This is a genomic window from Janthinobacterium sp. BCJ23, from assembly GCF_059617945.1.
Genome location: NZ_JCAQAW010000006.1, coordinates 228,319 through 249,453, shown reverse-complemented (window position 1 = coordinate 249,453; position 21,135 = coordinate 228,319). Strand labels below are relative to the sequence as shown.

18 protein-coding genes are annotated in these 21,135 nt (G+C 64.1%); 7 read left to right on the top strand and 11 right to left on the bottom strand.

Annotated features, from left to right (window positions below; translation table 11 throughout):
- Positions 1-42 precede the first annotated feature (42 nt).
- Genes mdcE through mdcA form a run of 5 tightly spaced genes read right to left on the bottom strand, consistent with a single transcriptional unit; the run spans position 43 to position 4,555 of the window.
- Entirely contained in the window at positions 43-855 is an 813-nt protein-coding gene (mdcE, locus tag AC54AG_RS19835; protein WP_496631396.1) for a biotin-independent malonate decarboxylase subunit gamma, read from the bottom strand.
- A complete protein-coding gene (locus AC54AG_RS19830) occupies positions 852-1,706 on the bottom strand; it encodes a biotin-independent malonate decarboxylase subunit beta (protein ID WP_496631395.1) in 855 nt (284 codons plus the stop codon). Before AC54AG_RS19830 ends, mdcE begins: the two co-directional genes overlap by 4 nt.
- A complete protein-coding gene (locus AC54AG_RS19825) occupies positions 1,703-2,011 on the bottom strand; it encodes a malonate decarboxylase subunit delta (protein ID WP_034751150.1) in 309 nt (102 codons plus the stop codon). Before AC54AG_RS19825 ends, AC54AG_RS19830 begins: the two co-directional genes overlap by 4 nt.
- Positions 1,998-2,882 (bottom strand): triphosphoribosyl-dephospho-CoA synthase, encoded by an 885-nt coding sequence (locus AC54AG_RS19820; RefSeq protein ID WP_496631394.1) that lies wholly within the window; start codon positions 2,880-2,882, stop codon positions 1,998-2,000. The genes AC54AG_RS19825 and AC54AG_RS19820 overlap by 14 nt, the downstream gene beginning before the upstream one ends.
- Positions 2,882-4,555 (bottom strand): malonate decarboxylase subunit alpha, encoded by a 1,674-nt coding sequence (gene mdcA, locus AC54AG_RS19815; RefSeq protein WP_496631393.1) that lies wholly within the window; start codon positions 4,553-4,555, stop codon positions 2,882-2,884. Before mdcA ends, AC54AG_RS19820 begins: the two co-directional genes overlap by 1 nt.
- Positions 4,556-4,674: 119 nt before the next feature.
- On the opposite strand from mdcA, the gene AC54AG_RS19810 reads away from it, so the two are divergent.
- Positions 4,675-5,598: a LysR family transcriptional regulator gene (locus AC54AG_RS19810; RefSeq protein WP_496631392.1), complete on the top strand. Its 924-nt coding sequence runs from the start codon at positions 4,675-4,677 to the stop codon at positions 5,596-5,598.
- Between the two features lie 57 nt (positions 5,599-5,655).
- Here the strand turns inward: AC54AG_RS19810 and AC54AG_RS19805 are convergent, their stop codons facing one another.
- From AC54AG_RS19805 to AC54AG_RS19790, 4 genes are all read right to left on the bottom strand, one after another.
- The gene (locus tag AC54AG_RS19805; protein WP_496631391.1) at positions 5,656-6,273 is read right to left on the bottom strand and encodes a hypothetical protein; all 618 of its coding nucleotides are present in this window, start codon (positions 6,271-6,273) and stop codon (positions 5,656-5,658) included.
- Positions 6,274-6,597: 324 nt separating this feature from the next.
- Positions 6,598-8,439 carry a glycoside hydrolase family 15 protein gene (locus AC54AG_RS19800; RefSeq protein ID WP_496631390.1) on the bottom strand — a complete coding sequence of 614 codons (1,842 nt, stop codon included), beginning with the start codon at positions 8,437-8,439 and terminating at the stop codon, positions 6,598-6,600.
- Positions 8,440-8,442: 3 nt separating this feature from the next.
- The gene (gene otsB, locus AC54AG_RS19795) at positions 8,443-9,204 is read right to left on the bottom strand and encodes a trehalose-phosphatase (protein WP_496631389.1); all 762 of its coding nucleotides are present in this window, start codon (positions 9,202-9,204) and stop codon (positions 8,443-8,445) included.
- Positions 9,204-11,468, bottom strand: a complete 2,265-nt coding sequence (locus AC54AG_RS19790) for an alpha,alpha-trehalose-phosphate synthase (UDP-forming) (protein WP_139143514.1) — start codon at positions 11,466-11,468, stop codon at positions 9,204-9,206. Before AC54AG_RS19790 ends, otsB begins: the two co-directional genes overlap by 1 nt.
- A gap of 259 nt (positions 11,469-11,727) precedes the next feature.
- On the opposite strand from AC54AG_RS19790, the gene AC54AG_RS19785 reads away from it, so the two are divergent.
- The 4 genes from AC54AG_RS19785 to AC54AG_RS19770 all read left to right on the top strand — a co-directional run bounded on the left by AC54AG_RS19785 (position 11,728) and on the right by AC54AG_RS19770 (position 15,743).
- Entirely contained in the window at positions 11,728-12,843 is a 1,116-nt protein-coding gene (locus AC54AG_RS19785) for a mechanosensitive ion channel family protein (protein ID WP_072453781.1), read from the top strand.
- 51 nt (positions 12,844-12,894) lie between these two features.
- Positions 12,895-14,190, top strand: coding sequence for a cation:proton antiporter (locus tag AC54AG_RS19780; RefSeq protein ID WP_072453782.1), 1,296 nt, complete (start codon positions 12,895-12,897; stop codon positions 14,188-14,190).
- Positions 14,191-14,299: 109 nt separating this feature from the next.
- Complete coding sequence (locus AC54AG_RS19775) at positions 14,300-15,481, top strand: serine hydrolase domain-containing protein (protein ID WP_219329425.1); 1,182 nt, start codon at positions 14,300-14,302, stop codon at positions 15,479-15,481.
- A 91-nt stretch (positions 15,482-15,572) separates the two neighbouring features.
- The gene (locus AC54AG_RS19770) at positions 15,573-15,743 is read left to right on the top strand and encodes a hypothetical protein (protein ID WP_175560472.1); all 171 of its coding nucleotides are present in this window, start codon (positions 15,573-15,575) and stop codon (positions 15,741-15,743) included.
- Here AC54AG_RS19770 and AC54AG_RS19765 read toward each other — a convergent pair.
- On the bottom strand, positions 15,740-16,123 hold the full coding sequence (locus AC54AG_RS19765) for a YkvA family protein (protein WP_046685558.1): 384 nt from the start codon (positions 16,121-16,123) through the stop codon (positions 15,740-15,742). The genes AC54AG_RS19770 and AC54AG_RS19765 overlap by 4 nt on opposite strands.
- A gap of 92 nt (positions 16,124-16,215) precedes the next feature.
- Between AC54AG_RS19765 and AC54AG_RS19760 the strand changes: the two genes are divergently transcribed.
- Positions 16,216-17,313: a DNA topoisomerase IB gene (locus tag AC54AG_RS19760; RefSeq protein ID WP_496631388.1), complete on the top strand. Its 1,098-nt coding sequence runs from the start codon at positions 16,216-16,218 to the stop codon at positions 17,311-17,313.
- On the opposite strand, the gene AC54AG_RS19755 is transcribed toward AC54AG_RS19760, so the two are convergent.
- Entirely contained in the window at positions 17,273-17,497 is a 225-nt protein-coding gene (locus AC54AG_RS19755) for a hypothetical protein (RefSeq protein WP_496631387.1), read from the bottom strand. The two genes, AC54AG_RS19760 and AC54AG_RS19755, sit on opposite strands and share 41 nt — an antisense overlap.
- A 265-nt stretch (positions 17,498-17,762) precedes the next feature.
- Between AC54AG_RS19755 and AC54AG_RS19750 the strand changes: the two genes are divergently transcribed.
- Complete coding sequence (locus AC54AG_RS19750) at positions 17,763-21,134, top strand: hypothetical protein (RefSeq protein WP_496631386.1); 3,372 nt, start codon at positions 17,763-17,765, stop codon at positions 21,132-21,134.
- Position 21,135: the final 1 nt, after the last annotated feature.

Below are 21,135 nucleotides of genomic sequence, written 5' to 3'. Positions count from 1 at the left end.
TTATAGGAATGGAATGACTTGAAGTCTTCTCTGTTGTTTCACCTACCACTGCTGCGCCAGCACCTCCCTGACTTTTGCCGACGCCTGGCGGTGCGGCGCGCCCAGGCGGCTGGACAGGTCCGGCAGCGGGTCGGCGCGGATGTCGGCCAGGGCAGCCTGCAGGCAGGCCTCGACGGCGGCCGTGTCCTGCGCCGAGGGATCGTCGGGCTGCGCCACCTGCAAGGTTTGCCACAGCAGTCCCAGGGTGGCGTAGTTGCCAATGTCGTAGGCCATCGGCGCGATGGTCGCGGCCAGCGCTTCGAGCGCTTCCACGGTGCGCAGGGTGATGCGCGCGGCCGAGGCCTTGCCCATCGCATGCACCATCACTTGCGGATCGTCGAGCGCGATCAGGCGGTTGGCCTGGTAGCCGTGGGCGAGGAAGGCGCCCGACATGGCCTTGCCGACGATCAGGCCGATCACAGGATGGCCGGCCAGGCGCGCCTCGGCGTAAGCGCCCGCCGCGCCGGCCAGCGCCTGGTGGATGCCGTACGCTTCTTCGCGCCGGCCATACGCCTGGCTGGCCACGTCGATGACGGCGACGATGGGCCGTTTCACGGCCAGCGCTTGGTCCTCGACCACCGCCTGCCGCACGGCGCGCGCCAGTTGCCACGCCTCGACCAGGCCGACTTCGCCCGTGCGTGCGCGCGTAAAACGGTTGTCCGGGTCGGGCAGCACGGCAAGGTAGCGTGCCGGCTCGCCCGCCAGCGGCGCGTCGACCACGCGCACGGCAGGCGGGTAATCAGGCAACGGCGCGGCATGCTGCGTCAGGGCCGCGAGCCAGACGGCGCCCCGGCTCGTATCGGTGATGGCGTTCATGCTACTGCTCCTTTGCTGTAGATGGTGCGCACGGCTTGCGGCGTGGCTTGCGGGCCGGCGTCCACTTGCGCCAGGCGGGCGAGAAAATCGTCGGCCTGGCTGCTGCGGTGCTGTGCTGGCACGCCGCGCGCGAACAATTCGGCTACCGTGGCGCGCATCTGCGCCGTGTCGTCTTCCACGTAGGCGTCGGCCAGGCCGCTGTGGAAGCGCTGTTCGCCGCCCGTCAGGCTCCAGATGAACGGTTTGTTGCGCGAGTCGAATTCGTCCACGCCCGCCTCCTGCTCGATCACGGCCGGACCGTTGAGACCCAGGCGCGCCTCGCGCGTGACGACAAGGTAGCTGCACAAGCCCGCCGCGATCGACATGCCGCCGTAGCAGCCCACCGTGCCGGCCGTAATCCCGATCACTGGCTGGTAGCGGCGCAGGTCGACGATGGCCGCATGGATGTCGGCAATGGCCGCCAGGCCCAGGTTGGCTTCCTGCAGGCGCACGCCGCCCGTCTCGAACAGGATCACGGCGCGCGTCGGTATGCCCTTGCGGTTGTCGCGCGCCGCCAGTTCCAGCGCGCCGGCGATCTTCGCGCCACCCACCTCGCCCATGCTGCCCCCCTGGTAGGCGCCCTCGATGGCCAGCACCACGGCCGGCTGGCCGCCGAACAGGCCCTTGGCCACCACCACGCCATCGTCCGCCTGGGCCGTCACGCCCTGTTTGGGCAGCCACGGTGAAGCGATGCCACAGAACGGGTCGAGCAGTTCGCGCATGCTGCCCGCATCCAGCAAGGCCTTGGCCCGGCTGCGCGCGCCTCGTTCGATGAAGCTGTCACGCTCAAGTAATTGCTGCAATGTGCTCATGCCGCCCTCCCCGCTTGCAATTCTTCGTACGCTTGTTCGATGCGCATGCGCACCACGCCCGGTGTGGCGCCGCAATCGTTGATGACGATGCGCGCCGCCGGCAGCGGCTCGCCGCCGAATACGCGCTGCAACAGCGCATCCCACACGGCGCCCTTGCCATCGACCGAGGTGTTGACGACGATGCGGGTCACGCCATCGCTGCCTGGCTGCAGCAGCACTTCCAGGTCGCCCGAGCCGACGACGCCGGCCAGCGCGCGCCCCGCCGCCGGCTGCCCGGCCGGGAATGTATAGTCACGCGTTTCCATGCGCTTCTCCTTGCGTCAATCGGTCGAGGAACAAGGTGGCCGCCAGCAGATCGGCCGCGCCGCCCGGCGACACGCCGCGTGCCAGCGCCACGGCTTCCAGAGCCAATAGCGCCTGCGAACCGGCGGCCGTGGCCGCACCTCCCGCAGCGAGTACCTGCGCCGCCCCAGCCTGCAACGCCAGCAAGGCCGTCTCGCCGCCGCGCGACAGCACGCAGGTGTCATCGAGCTGGCTGACTATCGCCAGCAAAGCGTTCAGGCGCGCCGTCGTTTCGTTGTCGCCGCGCGCCCGCGAAGCGTGCAAGGCAGGCAATCCGGCACCTGTCACCAGGGGAAAGCCGGCGCGGGCCTGGCCACGCGCGCCATCGACCTGATACTGGCGACACGCCAGCTCGCCCTTGTTGCCAGTGGCGCCAGGCGCGCCGCGGTCGTGCAAACGGGCCAGCGCGCCGGCCCGCGCCGCCACGGCTGTTGGTACCAGCGATGCGCCGCGCGCGCCCTGCTGCGCCGCCGCCGTCACCAAGAGGCCCAGTGCCCAGATGGCGCCACGGTGCGTGTTCACGCCGCCCGTGGCTGCCAGCATCAGCGCTTCGCCATCGCGGCCGATGGCGCCGATGCGCTGGCGCAGCAGGTCGTCGTCTTCACTCCGCGCGCCAGCGTCGGCCATGGCGGCAAACACGGGCTCCAGCACGTAGGCCGAATGGCACATCAGGGCCCAGTTCAAGTCCGTGTGCGCGCCACGGCTGCGCAAGTCGACCAGGCCCGGTTTCGGCGTCAAGGTCACTTCATCGAGCAGCGCCTGCAGCACTTGCCGTCCCAGCGCGGCAGAACGTATCTGCACTGGCCTTATCATCATTGTGCTCATTGCAATCATTACCAGCTCCTGAATTTGGCGGGTGGTTGATACAGGCCGTCCGACCATTCGACCAGGTCGGCGATGCTTTTCGCGGCCAGCAGCGAGCGGTTCGCGGCGCCGCGCTGCACGCCGATATCCTCGGGCAGCGCGATCAGGCCGTCGGCGCGCAATTTGGCCGTCGTCTTCGGGTCGTGGCGCAGGCCGATGGGCGTCACGCCGGCGACAGCCGCCAGCATGGCCTTGCGTTCGTCGAGCGAACCGGCCTTGTACAGGTAGGCGATGCCCTCTTCCGTCAGCACGTGGGTGACGTCGTCGCCATAGATCATCACGGGCGCCAGCGGCATGCCGCTGGCCTGGCCCACGGCGACGGCATCGAGCGATTCGACGATCGTCGGCTGGCCGCCATCCTGGAACGTTTCGACCATCTGCACCACCAGCTTCTTGCCGCGCGCGAGCGGATCATCGGTCTCGATCAGGTCCAGCCAGGCCGGTGTCGGGTGGCGCCGGCCGTGCGGATCGTGGCCCATGTTCGGCGCGCCGCCAAAGCCGGCCAGCCGGCCATTCGTCACGGTCGACGAATTGCCCAGGCCATCCATCTGCAAGGTGGCGCCGATGAACAGGTCGACCGCGTACTGGCCAGCCAGCTGGCACAGGGCTCGGTTCGAGCGCATGGAGCCGTCGCGGCCCGTAAAGAACACGTCGGGCCGCGCGGCCGCATAGCCTTCCATGCCCAGTTCCGCGCCGAAGCAGTGCACGCTCTCGATCCAGCCCGTCTCGATGGCAGGGATCAAGGTCGGATGGGGATTGAGCACCCAGTTGCGGCAGATCTTGCCTTTCAGGCCCAGCTGCTCGCCATACGTGGGCAAAATCAGCTCGATGGCGGCCGTATTGAAACCGATGCCGTGATTGAGCGACTGCACCTGGTGTTTTTCATACACGCCGCGGATCGCCATCATGGCCATCAGCACGTGCACGGGCTTGATCACGCGCGGGTCGCGGGTAAACAGCGGCTCGATGAAGAACGGTTTATCGGACTGCACGACGAAATCGATCCACGAGCCGGGCACGTCGACCCTGGGTAAATCGCTGACGTCGTCGACGATCTGATTGACCTGGGCGATGACGATGCCGTCGCGGAAGGCGGCCGATTCCACCAGGGTCGGCGTGTCCTCCGTGCTGGGGCCCGTGTACAGATTGCCCTGGCGGTCGGCCATGTAGCCGGCCACCATGACGACGTTGGGCGTGAGGTCGACGAACAGGCGCGCATACAGTTCGATGTAGGTGTGGATGGCGCCAACTTCCAGCAAGCCATCTTGCAGGAACTGGGCGATGCGCAGGCTTTGCGTACCGGCAAACGAGAAATCGAGCTTGCGGGCGATACCCCGTTCGAACAGGTCGAGGTGCTCGGGCAGGCTGACGCTGGGCATGATCAGGTGCAGATGGTGGATCTTGTCGGGGTTGACCTGGGTCAGCATGCGGGCGAGGAAGTCGGCCTGCTTCTGGTTATTGCCTTCGAGGACGACGCGGTCGCCCGGCGCCAGTAAGGCTTCGAGCACGGCGACCATGTCGCCCTGTTGCAGCACGGGGCCGCTCGCGTAATGGCGCACGGCGTCCAGGCGGCGGCGCTTCTCGGTGCGACGCGTGTCCCATTGTTTTTGCCGCTGCGCTGGCGCTGCTGTGGCGGTTGACATCTTGCCTCCGAATTAAGCTATCGAACCCTGACGATAGAGTGAAAACGGAGGCACGACAATCAACCTGCTACCATGTTCATTACCCTGAAGTTAATGAACTCACGATAATCACGGTGATCATGGCCATCAACGAAGAAATCACGCTGAAAAAGCTCGAGGTTTTTCTCAGCTTTATGGAATTGAACAACCTGGCGCGGGTGGCCGACGCGCTGGGCCAGAGCACGGTCAGCGTGCACCGCGCCCTGCACTCGCTGGAAGACGGCTTGCGCTGTCCCCTGTTCAAGCGCGAGGGCCGCAGCCTGATACCGCTGCATGCGGCCTACACCTTTGCCGAATCGGCGCGGCGCGCGCTGGCCGAGTGCGAGGAAGGCGTGCGCAAGGTGCGCGAAATGTCGGGCATCAACCCCGTGCGCCTGAAGATCGGTTCGCTGTATTCATTGACCCTGCACTGCATCCCGCAGCTGGTGATCGCCCTGAAGCTGCGCCGGCCCGGTCTCGACATCGACCTGACCCTGGGCTCGAACCGCGAACTGCTGCAAAGCCTGGCCGATGGACGCCTGGATGCCATCATCGTCGGCGTGCAGGAGGAAGAACAGCACCCGGGATTGGTCGCCGTGCCCCTGTTCCAGGACGACGTCTACCTGGCCGCCCCGCTCGGTTCACCCTATGCGGGCGCCGCCTCGGTGGACTTGCAGCAGCTGCGCAACGACAAATTCGTCACCCTGAACGAAGGTTTCGTCACCTCGCAAAGCTTCAACCACGCGTTCGACCTGGCGGGATTCGTGCCCGACACGACCATGCGCGTGGGCGACATCTTCTCGCTGATCAACCTCGTCAGCGGCGGCATCGGCTACAGCCTGCTGCCGGGCCGCGTGCGCGCCTTCAGCTCGCGCATCGAACTGCTGCCGCTGGACGCGCGCTACGGCTCGCACCAGCAAATCACCCTGCTGATGCTGAGCAGCCGCGAGCGCGACCCGAATTTGCTGGCGCTGGCGGCGGAGTGCAGGCTGTATGGACGTGGTGGTGGCAGCACAGCCAACTAAAAAAACAGATGCCAATCAGTTCGCCCGTCACCAATGATCAACTCTGACTTCTGAAGTCTATGGTTGAAGTCGAATCAACGTCGGAGCGATCCTCCTAGCAATTTCAATTGGAATAGTTTCAAAAAACAAAAATACAGCAAAAGAAAAAATTACAATTTCAACAACGACGATAAACATCGCCTGCTGAAAATTCAGTGGAACCCCATTTAAAACCGCCGACATTATCGCAATGAAGAAAAGCAGCATCAATGAAAACATGAAGTAATTAAACACGTTATCAAATTTGGCTGACCCGGTAATTTTTACAAATATTTTCCCGTTTTTCATTTCCAAATATTTGGACGTTTTTGCGATCGAACTATAACTAATATCTCCATCGAAAATTGTAACAAGATTTTTTATAACTGCACGATACTGCGCATCGGCAGAAATTTTTGCAACTTTCAAAAAAATATGATGATTGATTTGCTCTTTTAGAAACTCCTTATTGCCTACATCGGTTTCCGCATACAACAAAGAATCCTTGATAAACTTCACCTTTCCAGTGACTATTCTGTCATGAAAATCCTCAATAGCTTTGTACTTCCATATGATGATGGCAAAAATAATACCAATGACAACTGCCCAATTCCCTTTCAGGTATTCCGTAACTAACATCTCGAGCCACTTATCCATAAAACCCTTTGCAAAAAATTTTTTTCAGAAATAATACTTCACACAATTTCCACAAGAAAACAGCAAGCTTAATATTTATGATCAAAAAAACAATCAATTTTAAAAAAATTAATTACAATTTAACATAACTTACTATCATTGAGTTGCTTTCTTTTCTGGGCCGGCAACAATCGCCACAGTTGAATGGACCCGACACTTTCCCGGCACAATGGTTTTTACAACAGCATGAAATAAAAATGCCGTTCAGGTTTAACTGAACGGCATTAATACCACAGCGAATTTCGGCAACAAAGAAAATTAATAAAGTGAAAATTCTCCGATTTTCTAAACCGCACTATCCCAAGGCGCCGACAGCCGCACCGCGCAGTTGATGAGGCCCACCATCGAATACGTCTGCGGGAAATTGCCCCACATCTCTCCCGTCACCGGGTGCGTATCTTCCGACAGCAAGCCCAGGTGATTACGCGCCATCAACATTGTTTCGAAGATCTTGCGCGCTTCGTCCTTCCTGCCGATGCGGGCCAGGGCGTCGATGCGCCAGAAGGTGCAGATGTTGAAGGCCGTTTCCGGTTTGCCGAAGTCGTCGGGCGCTTCGTAGCGGCGCATGTAGGGGCCGTCGCACAGCGATGCTTCGAGCGCGTCGACGGTGGCGATGAAACGGGGGTCCATGGGGTCGATGAAGTTGACTTCCGCCATCAGCAGCACGGATGCATCGAGGTCGCGCCCGCCCAGGCTTTCCGCGAAGGCCTGGCGTTCCTCGCTCCACGCTTCGCGCAGAAGACGTTCGCGGATCAGCACGGCGCGGCTGTTCCAGTGGTCGGCGCGGTCCGGCAAGCCCAGTGTATGGGCGACCTTGGCCAGGCGGTCGCAGGCGGCCCAGCTCATCAGCATGGACGAGGTGTGGACCCTGGCCCGCGTGCGCAGCTCCCACATGCCGGCGTCCGGTTCCGCGTGCAGTTTGAAGGCCTGGTCGCCCACGGCTTCCAGTGCGGCGAACTCGGCTTTTCCGCCCCGGTGGAACAAGCGGTGGTCGAGGAAAGCCTGCGCCGCGCCCAGGACGATGTTGCCATAGACGTCGTGCTGAAAGTGTTCCTGCGCCTGGTTGCCGACGCGCACGGGGCCATTGCCGCGGTAGCCAGGCAAGTGGTCGAGGGTGGATTCGGGCAACTGCTCTTCCAGGCCGATGCCGTACAGGGGCTGGATGTGGCCGCCTTTCGAGCGGGCGACGATATTCGTCAGCCAGCGCAAATACTCTTCCATCGTCCCAACTTCCGACAGGCTGTTCAATGCCCGCACGACGAAGAAGGCGTCGCGCAGCCAGCAGTAACGGTAATCCCAGTTGCGGCTGCTGCCCGGCGCTTCCGGAATGCTCGTCGTCATGGCGGCGATGATGGCGCCCGTGTCCTCATATAAAGACAGTTTTAATGTGATGGCCGCGCGGATGACCACGTCCTGCCATTCCAGCGGCACGGCCAGGCGCCGCGTGTAGGTGCGCCAATAGTTAATCGTTTCCTTTTCGAAGATGCGCGCCGTCTCGTCGATGCCGCCGGCCAAGGTTTCATCGGGGCCCAGCAGGAAGTTGGCGGTGCCGCCCAGCACGAAATACGTTTCGCTCAGCACATAGTTGAGCGACACATCGGTGTTCAGGCGCAAGGTCTGATCCGGCCCCACGTAGCGGATGTGGTGGCTGCCCTGCGTGACCTGCGGCGCCAGCTTGCCCCAGTCATAGCGGGGCCGCAGGCGCACACGGATGCGCACGGCGTGATCAAGCGGACGGACCCGGCGGATCAGCATCAGCGGGCGGAACATACGGTCGCGGCTGAGGAAGCGGGGCGCGAAATCCGTGATTTCCACGCCGCGCCCATCCGTGTCGTACAGCCGCGTGCGCAGTACGGCCGTGTTCGGCTCGTAGAATTGTTCGCTGCGGGCAAAATTCTCGATGTCGATGGCCCACACGCTGCCATTTTCCGTGTCGTCCAGCAAGGTATTGAAGACGGGGTCGCCATCGAAACGGGGCAGGCAGGACCAGACGACTTGCCCCGCCTGGTCGATCAGGGCGCTGAAGGCGCAATTGCCCACCACGCCGCAGTTGAGGGACGCTTGCGCCGGCGGCGCAGTGGCGGCGGACGCATGGGCGCCGCTGGGGGTGTCATAGGATGTCGTCATTGGCTACTCCTTGAACGGGGATACTGACGCGGCCAGCAATACGGTGCGCAAGACGTCCGGGCTGGCCAGGCGCAGGCTGGCGGCGCTGGGACCGCTGCCCACTTTCACGCCCTGCCCCCCAATTTGTTGAACATAGGCAAAGCCTGCCTCGTCGGTGGTATCGTCGCCCGCGAACACGGGCCGGCGTCCCTTGAACGGCGCCTCGGCCATGAAGGCGGCGATGGCGCCGCCCTTGTCCGTGGCGGCAGGCTTGGCTTCCAGAACCATTTTGCCATGCAACAGCAAAAGACCGGGGCACGCTTGCACGGCCGCCGTCATTTCCTGCAGGCACAGCTGTTCCAGTTCCGGCGCCAGCCGGTAATGCAGGGCCACGGCGCCGCGCTTGTGTTCCACCAGCAAGCCCGGATGGCGGTCCGCCAAGGCCCGGGCATGCGCCAGCACGGACGACACGTCGGGCGTGGCCGCCACATGCCGTGTGCCGTCGGCGCCGCGCCGCTCCACGCCGTGCACGCCGGCCACGGGCAGGATCAGGGGCGCCAGCATGGCGTCGATCTGCGCCACGGGGCGGCCGGAAACGAGGGCCAGCGCGCCGCCATGCCAGCGCGCCAGCAGCATCAGCGCGTCGACCACGCCCGCTTCCAGGCGCACGCCGTCGGGCGTGGGCGCCAGGTCGACCAGGGTGCCGTCGAAGTCGAAGAAGATGGCGCTGCCGGGCGCACTCAGCAGTTGCAGCAAGGCTGCGCTATCGTCAGGGATCTCCGCCATCAGATCCCCTTGCGCCGCTTGATGCGGCTGTGGGCATCGATCTTGGTCATGACCTTGTCGCGCTGGCGCAAACGGGCCGCATCGAGCAGCATGCGCCCGGCCCAGCGGTAGACATTGAAATGTTTTACACGGGCCCGCATGCTCTTCATGCGCTCGCGCTGTTCCACGGGTGGCATCACGAGGGCGCGGTACAGGGCTTCGGCGCCCTGCTCGATATGGTAAGGGTTGATGATCAGCGCTTCGTGCAGCTCGCGCGCGGCGCCCGTGAACTGGCTCAGCACCAGCACGCCCAGCTCGTCGTCGCGCGCGGCGATGAATTCCTTGGCCACCAGATTCATGCCATCGTGCAAGCTTGTCACCATGCACACTTCCGAGGCGCGGAAATAGCGCTGCAAATCGTCCTGGCCATGGTGTTCGGCTTTCAGCAGGATGGGCACATAGTCTCCGCTGCCGAAGCGACGGTTGATGCGTTCGACCATCTTGCGCACCCGGGCGTCAAAACTCTGGTATTCATCGAGCGACGCGCGGCTCGGGGCGGCGATTTGCACGAAGGTAAAATGACCGACCATGCCGGGCTGCTGTTCCAGCATGCGTTCGACGGCCTGGAATCGCTCGACGATGCCTTTCGTGTAGTCGAGGCGGTCCACGCCGATGCCCAGCAAGTGGTCGGGCGCCACGCCCAGTTCGCTGCGAATCTGTGCGCGGCACGTGGCCACGTCGGGCTGGTCCGGGTTGTCTTCCGGCCAGGCGATGGAAATCGGATAATCCTCGACCTGCGTCATCTCGCCGCCATAGGAAATGGTCGACGCTTCTGGTTCGATACGGGTTTCCAGGTAGCGGTCCACCGTTTCGAGGAAATTCTTGCGGTGGAATGGCGTGTGGAAGCCGAGAATCGTGCTGCCCAGCAAGCCGTCGAGGATTTCTTCGCGCCATGGGCAAATGCCGAACGATTCCGAGTTCGGCCACGGGATATGCCAGAAAGTGATAATCGTCGCCTTCGGCAAGGCTTCGCGCACCATGCGCGGCAGCAAGGCAAAGTGGTAATCCTGCACCAGTACGACGGGGTTGTCCGCCTTCGCCTCGGCGATCACGGCGTCGGCAAAGCGGCGGTTGACCTTCACATACTGCTCCCAGTCGGACGAGCGGAACACGGGGCGCACATGGGCGATATGGCACAGCGGCCACATGCCCTCATTGGCGAAGCCATAATAATAGCCCTGCTCTTCCTCTTGCGTCAGCCACACGCGGCGCAAGGTATAGCTGGGATTATCGGGTGGCACGGGCACGTGGTCGAGCTTGTCGACCGTCTCGCGGTCGGCGGAACCGGCGCCATGCGCGATCCACGTGCCGGAGCAGGCGCGCATCACGGCTTCCACGGCCGTCACCAGGCCGCTGGCGGGACGCTGCACCGCAACACCGGTTTCCGTTTTGGTGTGGATATACGGTTCGCGGTTCGACACCACGAGCACCTGGTCGCCCGACAGGTCCGCTTCCAGCAAGGCGCGCAGCTTGTCCGGCGTCCAGTCGGACGACCAGCCGTTATCGCCCTGGCGTTCCAGATGGTATTCCTGCAGCAATTCGCGCAAGTCGCCGATCAGCGGCTGCATTTCCGGCGGCGGCGCGGGCGCGGCGGCCGGTGCGGCGGCGGCAACGGCGGGATTGTTCTTCGACAGCAATTCGCCGCGCAGGATGTCCTTGACGGCCGCCAGCCAGCCGCGCCAGCTCAGGTGCGCCACGAACACGGTCATCAGGGAAATCAGCACGGCCAGCACGGCCAGGAAGGCAAAGATAAAACGTTTGGTATCGGTATTGCGGCGCTCGACAAAGCTCATGTCCTGCACCAGCACCAAACGGCCCAGCTGGGACGCATCCTGCATCACGGGCGTTTCGCTGATATGGACTTGCCCTTGCGGCAATTGCGCCAGGGATTTGTACAGGCCGCCCGTGGAAGGCGTGCTCCAGCAGCCGATGGAAGCGGGGTATTGCGCGGACTGGTACAGCAAATGGCCCGCATTGTCGCAAAAGCCGATGGCGATCAGGCGCTCGTCGCGCGTGGCGCCCTGGAACAGTTCGCTGATGCGGGTGGTGTCCTGCGCGGGCAGGTATTCGGTGAGCGAAGGCCGGAGGGTTCCGGCGAGCAGTTCTGCCCGGCTGTCGAGATCGCGCACATACCAGCGCAGGGTGATGTTGTCGAGCAGGGGTACCACAATATAGGCAAACAGTCCCAGCACCAAGGCCAGTGGCAGGATGAAGCGCAAGGACATTCGGAGTGATCGTACTATCATCGTTTTCCTTTGCAAAAACAAAAAGCATGGCAAGTATGACTATGTTTCCACTGCGGCGACGCCCGTTTGCTTTCCGTATTGAAACGTCAACGTGACATGGCGCAGCGCAGCAATTTCTGCAAGTATCCACGTTGACGCAAGTCTTATCCGTACGGCAACGCACGCCCCCGTTACGCCATCTGCCCGTAAAATACCGCTTCCGACATCCATTTCATTTAAGAACAAGGAGTTTTCGCCTATGGATCTCAGCACGTTCCACTCGCTGATGGGAGGCCCGCTGCGCTCGGCGCTGACCGTGCTCGTTTCCGCCCTGCTCGTCACCCTGGTTGCCATCGGCGTGCACCGGGCCGGCATCGGCCTGCTGAAAAGACTGGCCAATGGCCACCCGCTTGCCAGCAACGTCGCGCGCGTGGCCTTCCGCGCCAGCCAGCTGTGCCTGATCGTCTTCGGCTTGCGCATGGTGCTGGCCAGCGCGCCCGACGACACGCCGGGCCTGGTCGCCATGTCGCACCTGGCCAGCGTGGCGCTGATCATCGCGCTGACCTGGCTGGCCATGCAATGCATCGAATCGCTCAGCATCACGATTTCCCAGATCAATCCCGTCGACGCGGCCGACAACCTGCGCGCGCGGCGCCGGATCACCCAGGCCCGCGTGCTCACACGCAGCGCGCACGCCATCGTGGTCCTCCTGGGCCTGTCCTTCGTGCTGCTGACCTTGCCCGGCGCGCGGCAGATCGGCGCCAGCCTGCTGGCGTCGGCCGGCGTGGCGGGCCTGGTGGCCGGTATCGCCGCCCGGCCCGTGCTCGGCAATTTCATCGCAGGCCTGCAAATTGCGTTCTCTCAACCGATCCGCATCGACGACGTGCTGATCGTCAACGGAGAATGGGGCACGGTCGAGGAAATCAAGGGCACGTATGTGGTCGTGCGCGTATGGGACGAGCGCCGTTTGATCGTGCCGCTGCAGTGGTTCATTGAAAATCCGTTCGAGAACTGGACGCATACCTCCTCGGAGATCCTGGGCACGGTGTTCCTGTGGCTCGATTTCAGCATCCCGATCGAGCCGCTGCGCGCGGAACTGACGCGCATCTGCGAAGGTGCCAAGCAATGGGATGGCCGGGTCTGCACCGTGCAGGCGACGGATTCGAACGAGCGGGCCGTGCGTGTGCGTTTCCTCATCAGCGCTGTCGATTCAGGCACGGCGTTCGAATTGCGCTGCATGGTACGCGAGCAGATGCTGGCCTTCATCACCACCCACTATCCGCACGGCCTGCCCCGCTTGCGCTCGACGCACGACCCCATCGAGCTACATGGCATGCAGGCGCAGAACGACAGCGTGTCGCTGCACAAAGCATAAAAAAACCGTGCGGCGCGCTGCCCTTGCCCGCGCGCCGCTACAATGGTTTGCATGAGCACCACCGCCTGGTTCATCCTGATCGGTTGCCTGATGCTGGCGCGTGGCCTGGGCGCCGATGGCATCGCGCGCCTGCCATTGACCTCGGCCATGGCATACCTGGGCGTGGGCCTGCTGCTGGGGCCCATGTTCCTCGGCCTGTTTTCATTCGACCTGGTGCAGCAAGCGCCACTGCTGGAAACCCTGACGGAAATCGCCGTCCTCATCTCCCTGTTTTCCGCCGGCGTCAAGATGCCCGTGCCTTTCAGCCTGGCGCGCTGGCTGCCGTCGCTGCGCCTGGCGTGGCTGTCGATGGCCATCTCCGTGGCCCTGGTGGCGGCCTTTTCCTGCCTGGTGCTGGGCCTGCCCCTGGGCGCGGGCATACTGCTGGGCGCCATCCTCGCACCCACCGACCCCGTGCTGGCCACCGACGTGCAGCTGCGCCATGCGGGCGACCGCGAACAATTGCGCTTCATGTTGACCAGCGAAGCGGGCATGAACGATGGCAGCGGCTTTCCCTTTGTCATGCTGGGCCTGGGCTTGCTGGGCCTGCATGAGCTGGGGCCGCACGGCGCCACCTGGCTGTGGCGCGATCTGGTCTGGGCCAGCGCGGGCGCCATCGCCCTGGGCGCGGCCGGCGGCGCGCTGCTGGCCTGGCTGGGCTGGCAGGTGCGCGCGAAGGAGCCGAAACACGCGATGCTGGACGACCTGGCGGCCCTGGGCTTGATCGCCCTCGTGTATGGGGTGTCCACGTGGCTGCACGCGTGGGGCTTTTTGGCCGTGTTCTTTGCCGGCGTGGCCTTGCGCCAGACGGAACTGCGGCTGGCGGGCGCGCCGAAAGACCGGCACGGCTTGCTGCAAGCCGAGGAAACCCATGCCGTGTCCGCCGCCAAGCCGCACGACAGCGACGTGACGCTGACCGTCAGCGGCGAATCCCTCGTCTTCAAGGAACACCTGGAACGCCTGTCCGAACTGACCCTGGTGCTGCTGCTGGGCGGCGCCGTCACGGCCGCCGCCTGGAGCTGGCAGGCGTGGAGCGTGGCGCTGTTCCTGCTGCTGGTGGCGCGCCCGGCCAGCGTGATGCTCGGTCTGCTGGCCTCGGGCACCAGCGTGCGCCTGCGCGGGCTGGCCGCCTGGTTCGGCGTGCGCGGCATCGGCTCGCTGTACTACCTCAGCTATGCCATCGCGCATGGCCTGGCGGACGGCCTGGCGCGCGAACTGGCCGACATCACCCTCGTCGTCGTCATCCTCTCCATCGTCGCCCACGGCCTGACGGTCAAACCGCTGCTGGAACGCTACTGGCGCAAATAAGCGCCGGCGGCACCTATTTATCACTGCTTCAAAGCAATGTTTTGTCAATTGCGCCTATGACGGGCGGAAATATTGTTAAGATAATTAAAAATGGCAAAAGAGAGAAGCAATGAAACGAAGAAGCGTGCTGGGACTGGGCGTCTCGATGGCCCTGCTGCAAACGGGCTGCGCCACCGATCCGGCCAGGCTGGCGTGGGAAACGGCATTTGACGGCTTCATGCGCGATGGCCTGGCCCGCACGGAAACGCCGGGCATGAGCGTGGCCGTGGTGCGCGGCGAGCAAACGATTTTCGCGCGCGGCTATGGCTGGGCCGACATCCAGGCCGGCAAGAAGGCCGACGCCAGCACGGTGTTCCATGTCGCCTCCGTCAGCAAGCTCGTCACGGCCACAGCCGTCATGATGCTGCTGGAACAGGGCGCCTTCCAGCTCGACGACAAGGTGGCGGCCTACCTGGACTTCCCGCTCATGCATCCGAAGTTTCCCGACGTGCCTATCACCTTTCGCCACTTGCTCAGCCACACCTCGGGCATTTCCGACGCCGTGTACGAAAAGACGACGACGTTTGCCGTGCAGGGCGACCCGCGATTACCGCTGCGCGACTTCGTCAAGGGTTACCTGTCGCGCGGCGGCGCCTGGTATGACGCGGACGTGTCGTTTGCGGCCCGGCCCGGCACGGAATGGCGCTACAGCAATGTCGGCATCGCCCTGCTCGGCTATCTGGTGGGCCGTTTGAACCCCGATGGCCTCGACGCCTTTACCCACGAGCACCTGTTCGAACCACTGGGCATGGACAGCACGGCGTGGAATCTGGCCGGCTTGCCGCGGCGCACCGTCGTTGCCCAGCCGTATGCGCACAAGGAACCGGGCCTGCAAGCGCTGCCGCCCGTCGGCTATCCGGACTGGCCGGCCGGCCTGCTGCGCAGCTCGGCGCATGACTTTGCCCGCTTCCTGGCCATCTTCAGCAATGGCGGCCGGGTCGATGGCCACCGCTACCTGCAAGACTCCACCCTGCAATTGTTTTTCGCGCCTCAAGCAGCCCCCGTCGTGCCCGCCGACTCGTCCGTGCGGCAAGCCCTCGTGTGGCTGCTGCGCGACGTCGACGGCAGGCCGCTGGCCACGCACAGCGGCGGCGACCCGGGCGCCGCGTCCGTCGTCTGCGTCGACCGCGCCAGCAAGACGGCCGTGCTGGCCTTCGCCAACGTCAGCGCCGACAAGGAGTTTCGTTCATTTCAGAAAGAAGTCGTGCTGCGCCTGCTGGCCCATGGCGGCAGCGGCGCGCAAGCGCGGTAGGCATGCCGCTTGTGTGAGCGGGCGCACGGTGGCGCACGGGCAAGAACGTATGCTGTGCTGGTCAGATTTGACGCTCAACAAGGAGACCGGCATGACGAACCGCATCGGCAACAAGGACGTGGCGCAGCAGCGCAGCAAGAGTGAAAAAGCCCGCATCAAGGCGCAGAACATCGCCAACGAGGCGGTCAAGAAGGCCGAGGCCAGGGCCAAGTACCGCAACGCCGTCAAGGGCCAGCCGGGCCAGCCCGCTCCGGCAAGCTAGGCGCCGAACCAGCCGCGCAGTTTCTCGGCGGCCCGTTCCTTGACCTCGGCCGTGATGTAGGTGGCGACCGTGGCGACAGCCGCCGCCAGCACGGCTAGGTCATCCGCATAGCCGACCACGGGCGTGATATCGGGAATCGCATCGATGGGCGAAATAAAATAGCCAAGCGCGCCGTAGATGGCCGTCTTGGCCCACAGCGGCGTATTCGGCTGCTGCGCCGCGTAATACAGCCACAGGGCTTTCTCGATGACTTCGCGTCCCGCCGTCTTGGCGAACTTGACAACCTTGTCCCAGAAGCTGTCATCCGTGTATTTCTTTTCATACTGCTTGTCGGCCTGGGGGGCGTGGTCTTCTTCCAGATTCTTTTTTCTGCCAAACATCTGCTGCTCCTGTCTGCCGCGCACGGCGTTACGAATGCGCACCTTAGCATAACGGCGCGGCAGGTGCGCGGCGTACAAGGTACGCTATATCCATGGAAATATCCGCCACCACCACGGCCCGCGCCGCCGGCCTGCGCTACACGGGCGACCATCAGAGCGGCATCGCCCGATCGGGCAAGCCCGGCAAGTTCCGTTACCGCGACGCGGATGGCAAAGTCCTGCGCGATGCCGCCACCCTGGCGCGTATCAAGGCGCTGGCCATTCCGCCGGCCTGGACGGACGTGTGGATCTGCCCGCACGCGAATGGCCATTTGCAGGCGACGGGGCGCGATGCGCGGGGCCGCAAGCAATACCGCTACCATGCGCGCTGGCGCCAGGTGCGCGATGAAGTGAAATACGAGCGCATGCTCAGCTTTGGCCGCGCCCTGCCCGCCATCCGCGCCGCCGTCGCGCGCGGCATGCAGCTGCCGGGCTTGCCCCGGGAAAAAGTGCTGGCCACCATCGTCCACCTGCTGGAATTGACGATGATGCGCATCGGCAACGAAGAATATGCGCGCACGAACAAATCGTTCGGCCTGACCACCCTGCGCACGCGCCACGTGCAGGTCGACGGCAGCGCCGTGGCCTTCCACTTCAAGGGCAAGAGCGGCGTGCGCCACGATATCCGCCTGAGCGACCGGCGCCTGGCCAGGGTGCTGCAGCGCATGCGCGAACTGCCGGGGCAGGAACTGTTTCAATATGTCGATGAGGATGGTGCGCGCCACGGCATCGGTTCGGGCGACGTCAACGATTACCTGCGCGAAGTGACGGGCGAAGACTACACGGCCAAGGATTTCCGCACCTGGTCCGGCACCCTGCTGGCCGCGCTGGCCCTGCAGACGTTCGAACAGGTCGATTCCGATGCGCAAGCGAAGAAAAACATCGTGCAGGCGATCGAGTCCGTGGCCAAGAAGCTGGGCAACACGCCGACGATCTGCCGCAAGTGCTATGTGCACCCGGCCGTGCTGGAATCGTATCTCGATGGCAGTTTATTGGAAGGCATGCGGGCGCGGGCGCGGCAGCAGATGCAGGACGATTTGCAGGCGCTGGCGCCGGAGGAAGCGGCCGTGCTGGCCTTGCTGCAGCAGCGGCTGCAGGGTGCCGCTACGGTCAAGCCCGGCGTTCCGGCTGGCAATGTGCCGACAGCGTGAGCGCATCGCTGCTGCAGACAGGCAAGGCGCCATGGCCGGCATCGCGCGCCACGGGTGCCGGCGCGGCATCGTCCGGCTGGGCCTCGCCAGTATTCATCAAGGTGGCCGCCAGGGTCGAGAACGTAAACAGGCAGATCAGCAGAAAGGGCTTGTTCACGTGGATGGACTGGTCTGGCTTTTGCATCGCGTACTCCGTCGGACTGGTTGGCTGTTGCAGCATGGACACGATCATCGCGTGTTTCCGCAAGGCATACAATCAGACAGTTTCGACAAGACGGGTAGGACAGCGCTGACAGGCTCAGCCATGACGTCCCGTGTCGGAAAATTTGACACCTGCTCCGTCCCATTGCCGCCAAGCCCTTGTTTTTAAAGCACAATCGATGCAGGAACGCTTCCTGCTTGACCTCCTGCCTGGGCACGCTTGGCGCCAGTCTACGGGGGGAACGATCATGAGTTTTATCAAACAGGCTCTGCTGGCGCTGCTGCTGTGCGCAATGTCCGCCGCGCACGCCGCCAGCATCGGCTACACGGCAACATCGCTGGGCGGCACGCAGTGGCGCTACGACTATACGGTCAGCAATACCACCCTGGCCGTGCCCATCGAGGAATTCACCTTGTTCTTCAGCGTGGGCCAGTACGCCAACCTGCACAGCGCCTCCACGCTACCAGGCTGGGACGTGCTGCTGGTGCAGCCCGATCCCGCCATTCCCGCCAGCGGCTACCTCGACGCGCTGGCGCTGGCCGGCGGCATCGCGCCCGGCGCCACGGCCACGGGCTTTTCCGTCACCTTCGATTATCTGGGCGCGGGCAGCCCTGGCGCCCAGCCGTTTTCCATCCTCGACCCCGTCTCCTTCATCGAGCTCGAGGAAGGTATCACGCTGCCGGCCGCCGTCGCCCTGCCCTCCACGCCATGGCTGCTGCTGGCCGGCGTACTGGCCATGGCCTGCCTGCGGCGCCGGCAGCTGGCGGGCGCCGCCCTGGCCACGGGGCTGGCACTGAGCCTGTGTGCCTGCGGCGGCCCGAACGATCCCACGCAGGCGCCCGCGCCGAAGATCATGCTTGCCGGCGCGACCACCGCCCAGGCCGCCGGAGACCTGGAAGTCACCTTGCTCGAAAAAGTGGCCGAGCAGCGCGTCAACCGCACTGCCTGGGACTACACCTACCGCGTACACATCCGCAACAATGGCAGCGAAGCGGCCGTCAACGTGCAAGCCGTGCTGGCCAGCGCGCCGGCCGGCAGCACCATCATCGATGGCAACGTGCTGGCCGGCAGCATCGGCGCGGGCGCCACCGTCACGCCCGCCGACACCATCACCGTGCGCATCGAGCGCAGCATCGCCTTCCAGAGCTCCGGCCTGACATGGACCTTCAGCACCGGCGACGGCATCGTCCTCGACCCCGTACGGCCCGCGCAAGTGGTCGTGCTGCCGCTGGCCGAGCTGGGCTTTCCCGATGGCGCCGACAGCGTCAAGGCCAGCGGGGCCGTGACGGACGTGCTGCTGCAGGACGGCAGCCTGCGCTTTTCCACGCCCGGCGACACGGGCGTGGACCAGCACGCGCAATTTGCCCTCAGCAAGGGCGGCAAGGTCACCACCCTGGACCTGCTGATCCAGACGCAACTGCCCACGGCTGTGGAAACCTATGTGGAGCCGGACGATGACGGCAGCGTACCGACCACGGCGCCCGTGCTGGCCATCACGGGACTGGGGCCGAACAACCGCCTGCAGCCGGGCGGCCTCGCGTTCCGCCTCGTGGATGCGGCCCCCATGGCCCTGCAGGATGACAGCGACGGCCTGCTGTCCGGCCCGAATGACGTGGCCATCAGCCTCAAGACCTACTGGACGTTCGATGCGGCCAGCGGCACCTTCAGCATCGGCGCCACGGCCATGCAACAACTGCTCGCATCCTTGCCCAACGGCAGCTACGACCTGAACCTCAATTTCGTCTCGCAGGATGGCGAGTTCACGGCCAGCTATGCCTTGATCGTCATCAAATCCGGCATCGTGCTGCAAGGACAGTTGCGCACGCCGGCGGGCGGCAATGCCACGGAGCTGGCCGGCAAGAAGATGTTATTGGCCGGCTACAACAACCACCAGCGCCAGGTGGCCGTGGTCGACGCCACGGGCGCCTTCCATTTCGACGGCGTACTGCCCGATACCTACCAGCTGACCTTGAACGACCTGGTCCACCCGAACGTGGTCAGCGTCAGCGCCGTCGTTTTTGAGAACAGCAGCAACGTCAATGTCGACATCGTCTATCCGTATGGGACTAACCTGGCCCTGCGCGCCGGGGCGCAGACCTATGCGGCCGGCAGCGTCACGCAGGATGGCGCCGGCCCGCCTGCGCGCGACCTGCCCGCCAGCCCCCGCGCTGCGGGCGACGCCATGCCGCAGGCTGACGAGGGCAGCAAGACCTTCACGGCCATTGCAGCCGCGCAAAACCAGACCATCACCTCGCCCATCGCCTTCACGGTGCCCAAGGACACGAAAAACGTGGGCGTGAAAATCACCGTCAGCACGGCCGAGTATCCCACCTACACGACGGCGCAAAGCCAGTACAACGATACCTGGTCGTACGCCGTGACCGGCTTGCCCGGCGTCAGCCTGGCCGCCACGGGCGCCGTCAACCAGTCGCACTTCACGCAAGGCACCATCGTCAGGACTGAGTGCGTCGACGTCAGCAAGCAAACCAGCAATGGCGCGCTGAACCTGGGCGGCAACGTCAGCGCCACGAATATCGGCGACAGCGCCCTGGCCACCGTGACGACGGTGGAACTGAGTCTCGCGTGCAAGGGTTTGAAGGTGACGCAGGCGAAGTTCAGCTCGCCGAACCAGGCCGCCCTCCCCGTGCTACAGCCGATCAAGCTGACGGGTAACTTGGCGGGGCCGTATGTTTCCGTCTCGCAGGGAACGGCCACGGCCACGCACACCTTGCCGCTGGAATTGCACTACACGCCGGCGACGGCAAAGATTACGGAAATCAACATCGGCATATCGTCGGGCGGCGGCAATCCCGCCTTCAGCACGGAGAATTTATTGTCCCAGACCAATACCAAGACCGCCGGCACCGTAAAATTTCCCGGCCTTGTGCTGCCTGCCTTTGCAGGTGCCAAGCTCGACAAGAAGGCCGTCGTCACGGTGCGCCTGAAGGGCAGCATCGACAATGTCGATGCCAGCTCCGACCCGGCCGAAGGCGGGCAAGTGGAGTTCAAGGGCGACACGGCCTACATTCCCCTGTACCTGGCCAACAACGAGGCGGCGCTGGCGGGGCGGCGCTACGGCACGCGCGACCCTGGCGGCGATTCGTGGGCCACGCGCCTGGCCATCGCCTGGCTGGCGGGCAAGGCTTACCGTTTCGACGACATCAGCGGCCAGCACGTGACCCAGACGGCGACGGGCCGCTCCATCCTCGGCCACAGCGGCCACAGCGACGGCCAGCAGATCGACTTGCGCTACGCGGACGGTGCGGGCGGCTACACGGACGCGCTGGGCGGCCAGAACGATGGCGCCGCCATTCAAAATCTGATCAATGCCGCCAAGGCGGAAGTGGTGGCCAACCCCGCGCAAAAGCCGAAACTGGCAGCCCTGGTGGCGTGGATTGCGGCAAACCGCGCCATGCTGGCCCTGGAAGCGGCGCAGGCCAGCACGCGCGTGATCTACATCGGCCCCCGCTTCATCAAGCTGGCCCTCGTCGACGGGCGTTTTTCCGCCGCCACTACCGACCATATCCCCGGCGCTGGCGCCTGGACCAAGCCGGCAAAAGTGCACATCGAGACGGGACACCTGAGCCACTGGCACATCAGCATCACGGCCCATCCGTAAG

What these genes read in the sequence shown, in the direction of transcription:
- mdcE (WP_496631396.1), bottom strand. Translation starts at nt 855, where the DNA reads ATGAACGCCATCACCGATACGAGCCGGGGCGCCGTCTGGCTCGCGGCC.
- AC54AG_RS19830 (WP_496631395.1), bottom strand. Translation starts at nt 1,706, where the DNA reads ATGAGCACATTGCAGCAATTACTTGAGCGTGACAGCTTCATCGAACGA.
- AC54AG_RS19825 (WP_034751150.1), bottom strand. Translation starts at nt 2,011, where the DNA reads ATGGAAACGCGTGACTATACATTCCCGGCCGGGCAGCCGGCGGCGGGG.
- AC54AG_RS19820 (WP_496631394.1), bottom strand. Translation starts at nt 2,882, where the DNA reads ATGATTGCAATGAGCACAATGATGATAAGGCCAGTGCAGATACGTTCT.
- mdcA (WP_496631393.1), bottom strand. Translation starts at nt 4,555, where the DNA reads ATGTCAACCGCCACAGCAGCGCCAGCGCAGCGGCAAAAACAATGGGAC.
- AC54AG_RS19810 (WP_496631392.1), top strand. Translation starts at nt 4,675, where the DNA reads ATGGCCATCAACGAAGAAATCACGCTGAAAAAGCTCGAGGTTTTTCTC.
- AC54AG_RS19805 (WP_496631391.1), bottom strand. Translation starts at nt 6,273, where the DNA reads ATGGATAAGTGGCTCGAGATGTTAGTTACGGAATACCTGAAAGGGAAT.
- AC54AG_RS19800 (WP_496631390.1), bottom strand. Translation starts at nt 8,439, where the DNA reads ATGACGACATCCTATGACACCCCCAGCGGCGCCCATGCGTCCGCCGCC.
- otsB (WP_496631389.1), bottom strand. Translation starts at nt 9,204, where the DNA reads ATGGCGGAGATCCCTGACGATAGCGCAGCCTTGCTGCAACTGCTGAGT.
- AC54AG_RS19790 (WP_139143514.1), bottom strand. Translation starts at nt 11,468, where the DNA reads ATGTCCTTGCGCTTCATCCTGCCACTGGCCTTGGTGCTGGGACTGTTT.
- AC54AG_RS19785 (WP_072453781.1), top strand. Translation starts at nt 11,728, where the DNA reads ATGGATCTCAGCACGTTCCACTCGCTGATGGGAGGCCCGCTGCGCTCG.
- AC54AG_RS19780 (WP_072453782.1), top strand. Translation starts at nt 12,895, where the DNA reads ATGAGCACCACCGCCTGGTTCATCCTGATCGGTTGCCTGATGCTGGCG.
- AC54AG_RS19775 (WP_219329425.1), top strand. Translation starts at nt 14,300, where the DNA reads ATGAAACGAAGAAGCGTGCTGGGACTGGGCGTCTCGATGGCCCTGCTG.
- AC54AG_RS19770 (WP_175560472.1), top strand. Translation starts at nt 15,573, where the DNA reads ATGACGAACCGCATCGGCAACAAGGACGTGGCGCAGCAGCGCAGCAAG.
- AC54AG_RS19765 (WP_046685558.1), bottom strand. Translation starts at nt 16,123, where the DNA reads ATGTTTGGCAGAAAAAAGAATCTGGAAGAAGACCACGCCCCCCAGGCC.
- AC54AG_RS19760 (WP_496631388.1), top strand. Translation starts at nt 16,216, where the DNA reads ATGGAAATATCCGCCACCACCACGGCCCGCGCCGCCGGCCTGCGCTAC.
- AC54AG_RS19755 (WP_496631387.1), bottom strand. Translation starts at nt 17,497, where the DNA reads ATGCAAAAGCCAGACCAGTCCATCCACGTGAACAAGCCCTTTCTGCTG.
- AC54AG_RS19750 (WP_496631386.1), top strand. Translation starts at nt 17,763, where the DNA reads ATGAGTTTTATCAAACAGGCTCTGCTGGCGCTGCTGCTGTGCGCAATG.